This window comes from Clostridia bacterium (genome assembly GCA_014360065.1).
Taxonomy (GTDB): Bacteria; Bacillota; DSM-521; order Neomoorellales; family JACIYF01; genus JACIYF01.
The window spans coordinates 1-6,494 of sequence record JACIYF010000130.1; the positions used below are offsets into that span (position 1 = coordinate 1).

Consider the following 6,494-nt stretch of genomic DNA (forward strand, 5'->3'; position numbering starts at 1 on the left):
CCTGGGAGCCGATGACCGGATGCCTGGAGGCACTACCCCTGGGGACAGCCGTCAGGCCGCACCCCTACTAGTGAACGCCGGCGCCGATGTGATCGATCTTTCTGGTGGCCTCTGCGGCTACCTGACGCACGGCCCTGAGGGCTTCTTCCTGTACTTGGCCGAGGCCATAAAACCAGTGGCTAAGGCCCCGGTAATGGTGACCGGGGGCATCAAGACAGCAGCATTTGCCGACCGCATAATTCGCCAGGGTCTGGCCGACCTGGTGGGCATCGGTCGAGCCCTCCTCAAAGACCAAGAGTGGGCACAAAAGGCCTGGGAGGAACTAAACCAGGCTAGCAATGGAGAGCCGGAGTTACCCCGCTGACGGGATAACTCCGGCTCTTGATTAATGACCACCCACCACGATCTTCGGCACTTTAGGAGCTCGTAATATCGCCAGGGCTTTTTCTAAGTGCTCGCCAGCCAAACTCCTCAGCTTCTGGCACTGAGCCTCAGTAGCAGCACCATAGGCAGGCTGACGCGCCTCACGCCTCACCGTTTTCACTATCCGATCTTTATCTATGACCAATAGCACTCGACATTGATTGGGACAGAAATAACACCGAGCCTCTACTTCTTCCCAGTCATGCCCCGCCATGCCACTTGCTGTTACTCACCCCCACAATTGACTGCAAAGGGCCCAGTGCAGTTGAGCGCGGTTTCTGCCTTGTAGATCTTGCACATTACTCCCCTGAAGGGGTGATCACCAGCGTAGTCGCATACCTCATAATCGTCCGGGATTATGGCATTAATGTTGGTGTCCCAGACTCCGAAGAGGTACGGCTCTTCTTCCGGCTGTTCCGGAAAGTACCAGTAAGCCTCGGCATGAACTACCTGGGGATTGATGCCCTCTATGATGCGGGCTTTTTGGCGAACCCGCCCCAACGGTGTCTCAATGTAAACCATATCGCCGTTGGCAATCCCCAGCTGGCGAGCAGTCTCCGGGTGAATCTCTACCACCGGGTACTCATGCATCCACCTCAAAGTCTTAAGCTGGCGCAAGCTGGTGTGCCAGTAGGGCCGGATCCTGGAGCCGCTGATGAGGATGTACGGGTACTCTTTGGCCAGCTCGGGAGTGCGGTACGGGCTCTGGGGTGGATCCTGGTAACGCGGCAACGGATCATATCCTGCTGCCTTGATTAAGCTGGGTACCAGCTCTACCTTTCCCGAGGGAGTACCAAAGCCTATCTTCTCATAGCGCTGGTATTCTTCAGCCGGAACCAGCCAGTTCTCCTCACGCTCGGCTAGTTGGGCCAGAGTCATACCCGAGGGCTTGAGGAATAGGTCATACATCTTCTCCAGAGTTTCAGGCCATTGACCAGCTTGACCTACACGGTTACCCAGCTCCTTCCACAGGTAATAATCGTCGCGGCGCTCATAGAGCGGCTCCACTACCTGCTTCTGAGCTACAGCCACATTGGTAAGGCCCCAGAACAGCATCAAGTGCGGTCTCTCGAGGAAGTCAGCCGCCGGCAGCACGTAATCGCATAGGGCTAAACTTGGAGTCATGAAGAAGTCGATCCCCACCGACAGGTCAACAACTTTCATGGCCTCATAGCAGTTCTTGGCCCCGGCCAGGGTGGTCATGGGATTGCCGGTCTGAATAAACAGCGCCTTAACCGGATATGGGTCGCCGTATCGGATACCATCCCAAATGCCCCGAGAAGATGGGAAGAGCATATAATGGGAGCACCCATAACCGACGCCCCAGGCTTTCTTCACAGCATCATTGTAGCGCTTAAGCGACTCTACTGAGCAGATGGGAAACTTGTGCGCAGTTAGGCAGTCCCGTTTCCGCTCGGGGTTGGTAACAATCCCGTCCCACACGATGCCGTTGTACCAGTCAACGCCATTGAATGGTCCGGTCAGGGGGTTTCCGCCTTCGCGGTCGATATTTCCGGTAATAGCCCGCAAGACCGCCTGGGCATGTACCGCTACTTGGCCAGCTCCGTTGCCAAGGTGGCAGGTTGCCAAACCCCAGACTAGGCAGGTGGGACCGTCGCCGTACATCCTGGCCGCCTGAATGATTTTTTCCTTGGGTACCCAGGTTATCTCGGCTACTTTTTCTGGTGGATATTCCTTAGCCCGCTCTTTGATTTCATCAAAGCCGAGACACCAGCGCTCTACGAACTCTTTATCATAGAGCCCCTCTTCAATAATGACATTCAGCATTCCCCAGGCAAGAGCTCCATCTGTCCCCGGCCGCACTTGAATCCAAAGGTCGGCGTAGGAAGCGGTCTCGGTCAGGCGAGGATCGATAACCACCATCTTGGCCCCCTGCCGCTGGGCCTCGCGGATGACGTTCCACTTGGTCATCCAGCTGTGAGCCGGGTTGGCACCCCAAACCACGATGGTCTTGGTGGCCCCTGGCTTAGGCGCACAGCCTAGAGTATCCCACCCGTACATGGCCACCTCCATGAGATTGTTGGCTTCGCCGCAATTCTTGCCCTGATTGAAGATGTTGGGTGAGCCCCAAAGGTTAAAGAAGCGCCAGCAAGCCCAGTCGGCAGGTCCGTGGACGGTACCGCCGATCTTGGCAATGGCCTCGGGACCATACTCTTTGCGTATGGCCAGCAGCTTGTCTGCAATCTCGTCCATGGCCTGGTCCCAGGTTATGCGCTGCCATTTGGCTTCACCCCGCTTGCCAGCCCGCTTTAGGGGATAGTTGAGCCGTTGAGGATGATAATGAAATTCTGGGATGGCAGCCACCCTCTCGCAGGTATACCCTCCGCCTACTAAAGCGCTCGGATCGCCCTCGGCCCTTATGACCTTGCCGTCCTCAAGGTAGACCAGCAGCCCGCACTGTTGCCAACACATGTAGCAGGTATTTCTTTTTACTTCCACGCTTTTGGCACCCTCCTCCAGAATTAGTATTAGTATCGTTCAGCAGCGCTTACGTTGGCCCGCTTTCCCGGGCATCACCACCTCCGCCTCCGACTCCAATTCACTACAAATTCCTACCACCCAATTCGATTTTCAGCCCTCAACTGTAGCAAAAACCGTACCAAAGGAGGTGAGGGCCATAGTTATACTAGTCCGCCGTGACTAGTCGTGCAGGGATAGATTTAGCAGGAGCTATGATTTCCCAGACTGGGACAGAACTATGGCCTAAGAACCAAGTTATTAGGAAGCCACTTCGATCTTCCCAGGTTGGGACAGATCTTTTTTGTAAAATCCTTCACATTGCTATCCTTAAAGCAGGAAAGCCCTCCTAACTTAAAGAAATTTTTTATTGCGCGAATTACGTTCCCCGCTGGGGAGGCGAGCCGGGTCATGAAGAGGAATTCCTGTGATCAAAAACAACTGTGGTCGAGTCGAGTTACCAATTATAATTACGATTGCTATCGAGTGCGGCTGAAAAAGGCTTGGGAGTTGTTTATCACTGAGGGCAGAGTTCTTGATGAAGTAGTTAGACCCGTTATCGCTACCTCTTGGCAGCGCTGTGCCAAACTCGGAGTGGATCCCAAAAGCCGCAGGTTGGGGATCAACGTCCCCCCGGACGATTTGGCCCACCGCCTAGCGAGAAATGCCAGCCTCATATCCGCCGCTAGACCTTATCTTCATAGCTTATATGCCTTAGTTTCTGGATCTGGTTTCATTATTTTTATTACCGATCAAGATGGGGTCATCCTGGAGCTGCTTGGGGATCCAGACGTTTTGCCCAAGTACAAGGCCATGAATCTAGTAGTAGGAGCCATGTGGAGCGAAAAGGCCTCTGGCACTAATGCCGTAGGGACGGCTTTGGTAACCGGTATCCCCCTTCAGATCGTGGGACCAGAGCATTACTGTGCACTTATCCACCAAAACACCTGTTCCGCAGCCCCGATCTTTGATCCTGCCGACCAGCTAATCGGCGTCATCAACATGACCGCTCGCAACTCGCTGGTCCACCCACACACCTTGGGCATGGTGGTAGCTGCAGCTCAGGCAATATCCAACGAACTGCAGATAAGAGAATCGGTTCGCAATCTAACCGTTACGAGCCAAATCCTCAGCGCCACAATGGAAAGCATACCAGTAGGCGTTTTGGCCATCGATTCATGCGGAAATATCACTCATATGAACCAAGAGGCAGGAAAAATCTTGTCGCTAGATCCTAAGGCCACACTCGGCCATCCGGTGAAGCGGTATTTTAATTGTGAACCTTCCCTGCTTAGCGTCCTCCACCATAACGACACCATCAGCGACATGGAAGTCGCCTTGGATACCCCTCGCGGTCCCATCCATTGTACAGTAAGCGCCCGGCCAGTTTTCGATGATAGGGGCACGGGGGTCGGGGTTGTAGCTACCTTGACCCAAATCGGCCGGGTTAAGAAACTGGCGAATCAAATAATGGGAACAGAAGCCCGTTTCACTTTTGAGTCGTTGATAGGTGTCAGCAAATCGCTTCGAAAGTGCATCGCCATAGCCCAAACAGCCGCGCAAACTGACTCCACCGTTCTGCTGTTGGGAGAGAGCGGCACAGGAAAGGAGCTCTTCGCTCAGGCTATCCACAATAAGAGCAACAAGCGAGGTCCATTTGTGGCCGTAAACTGCGCTGGTATACCTAGGACCTTGGTGGAGAGCGAGCTTTTTGGTTACGAGCGGGGAGCTTTTACTGGAGCGGAGCGCAGTGGCAAGCCTGGAAAATTCGAGCTTGCCAATGGAGGTACTCTCTTCTTAGACGAGGTTGCCGATCTTCCTTTGGAAGTACAGCCAGTGCTTCTTAGGGCAATTGAGGAGAAGGCAATCACACGCATTGGTGGTAAGCGGGCCATCTCAGTAGATGTTCGTATTATTGCTGCTACCAACCGCGACCTTCAGGCCCAAGTCCGTAAGGGAGCTTTCCGGGCGGACCTGTTTTACCGCCTCAATGTCATAGTTGTCCGTATACCCCCACTACGGGATCGCAAAGAGGACATCCCGGCCTTGATCGAGCATTTTATGGCCGAAATGGCAAAAAAGTTTCAGAAGAACGTCCGCGGCATAACCCCGTCGGCTTTAAAGAAGCTCCAACAATACGACTGGCCAGGCAACGTGAGAGAACTAGAGCATATGGTAGAAAGAGCAGTAGCGCTGACCACCCACGAAATCCTTGATGAACAAGACTTTCCGGACCTCGCAGCCGACAGAGACATACCTTTAACCTCCGATCCTGTGGTTTCAGCCTCTTCAACTCGGCTCCGCGAAGTGGAAAAGGAAGCCATCCTCGAGGCCCTTAGGGTTACTAATTTCAACGTTCGGAAGGCCAGCCACTTGCTAGGTATAGGCAAAAGCACCTTGTATCGTCGGCTTAAACAATATAACCTTTAATCTATCCTGTTAACGTTAGCTATCTAAGCCTTTACATTTCTCAGTTCCAACACCCGTTGGATTTCAACTGCGTAGTCCTGGTATTTCTCTACGGTGGTCTCAAGCAGTAGCGGTAGCGAGCCTAGGAAGGGGTGATTGACAATGGCGCTGATGCCGCCATCCCCGAGCTCGCCTTGACCAATGCAGGCATGGCGGTCGCGGTGGCTGGCCAAGGGCGCCTGGGAATCGTTTAGGTGCATAGCTTTAACCCGGTCAAGGCCAAATAGCCTTTCCAGCCGCTCCACCAGCTGACCACAACCATCTGGTGTCCTAAGGTCCCAACCGGCAGCAAAGAGATGAGCAGAGTCCAGGCAGATGCCTACCTCTGGCGGCCAGTCCAAAAGGTCTAAAATCCGAGCCAAATCCTCCAGGCTGCCGATTTCTTTCCCCTGGCCGGCCATGGCTTCCAAAAGAAAAGTCGGAAGTTGCTTCTGTTGGTCCGGCCTTTCCTCCCAGACTCCTTTGGCTTGATCCAGCCCCTCCCTGACCAAGGAAGCAATCCTTTCCCTGGCCGCCTCCGGGTCGCCATCATGCCGTCCCGGATGGGACACCACCAGCTCCCCACCTATTTCTCCCACTCGAACTACATCTTCGGCCAAAACCATCAGGGCAAAATCCCGGAGCTTGCCGGGGGCCGCTCCTAGATTAACGGTGTAAGGTAGGTGCCCCACCACCGGCGCCACGTCCAGCTGGGACCGCTCTCTATCCCAAATCTCAATCTCTGCCCCGCCAATCTGCCTGGCCGCACCACCCCGGGGGTTGCGGGTAAAAAACTGAAAAGTGTTGGCGCCGATACTTTTAGCCATGCGCAATGCATCGCTAAGGCTCTTAGCGATGGAGATGTGGGCACCGATACGAAACCCTTGGGGAGGAACGCTGGCCTTAGCCTCTTCACCTGCTGACCTAGTTCTTGCCACCATTTTGGCCTCCTCCGACAATAACTTACTTCCAGCTTGGGGGCTTCTTGCCGTTCGAACGCCCTTGGCCATTTTCATCCTCCGTGGTACTCCAAGCCGCAGCATGGGGGACTCCCTCGAAAATATTTACCTATCGCCGCGCTTGACTGGCGTTTGATCTGGGCACGGGTACTGCCCGCCCCAGGGTAAGAAAATAGAGATAAGCGT

Annotated in this window: 5 protein-coding genes; 2 read left to right on the top strand and 3 right to left on the bottom strand. The window is 54.3% G+C overall.

Features of this window, described 5'->3' with window-relative positions:
- On the top strand, window positions 1-364 hold a 364-nt coding region (locus tag H5U02_13170), incomplete at its 5' end, for an NADH:flavin oxidoreductase (protein MBC7343372.1).
- A gap of 21 nt (window positions 365-385) precedes the next feature.
- Here the strand turns inward: H5U02_13170 and H5U02_13175 are convergent.
- Both H5U02_13175 and H5U02_13180 read right to left on the bottom strand, forming a co-directional pair.
- Complete coding sequence (locus H5U02_13175; protein MBC7343373.1) at window positions 386-637, bottom strand: hypothetical protein; 252 nt, start codon at window positions 635-637, stop codon at window positions 386-388.
- A gap of 11 nt (window positions 638-648) precedes the next feature.
- On the bottom strand, window positions 649-2,883 hold the full coding sequence (locus tag H5U02_13180; GenBank protein MBC7343374.1) for a molybdopterin-dependent oxidoreductase: 2,235 nt from the start codon (window positions 2,881-2,883) through the stop codon (window positions 649-651).
- A gap of 429 nt (window positions 2,884-3,312) precedes the next feature.
- Here H5U02_13180 and H5U02_13185 point away from each other — a divergent pair, with 429 nt between their 5' ends.
- Window positions 3,313-5,331, top strand: a complete 2,019-nt coding sequence (locus H5U02_13185) for a sigma-54-dependent Fis family transcriptional regulator (protein ID MBC7343375.1) — start codon at window positions 3,313-3,315, stop codon at window positions 5,329-5,331.
- 23 nt (window positions 5,332-5,354) lie between these two features.
- Here H5U02_13185 and H5U02_13190 read toward each other — a convergent pair whose 3' ends face one another.
- Entirely contained in the window at window positions 5,355-6,290 is a 936-nt protein-coding gene (locus H5U02_13190; GenBank protein ID MBC7343376.1) for a deoxyribonuclease IV, read from the bottom strand.
- Between the last annotated feature and the right edge of the window lie 204 nt (window positions 6,291-6,494).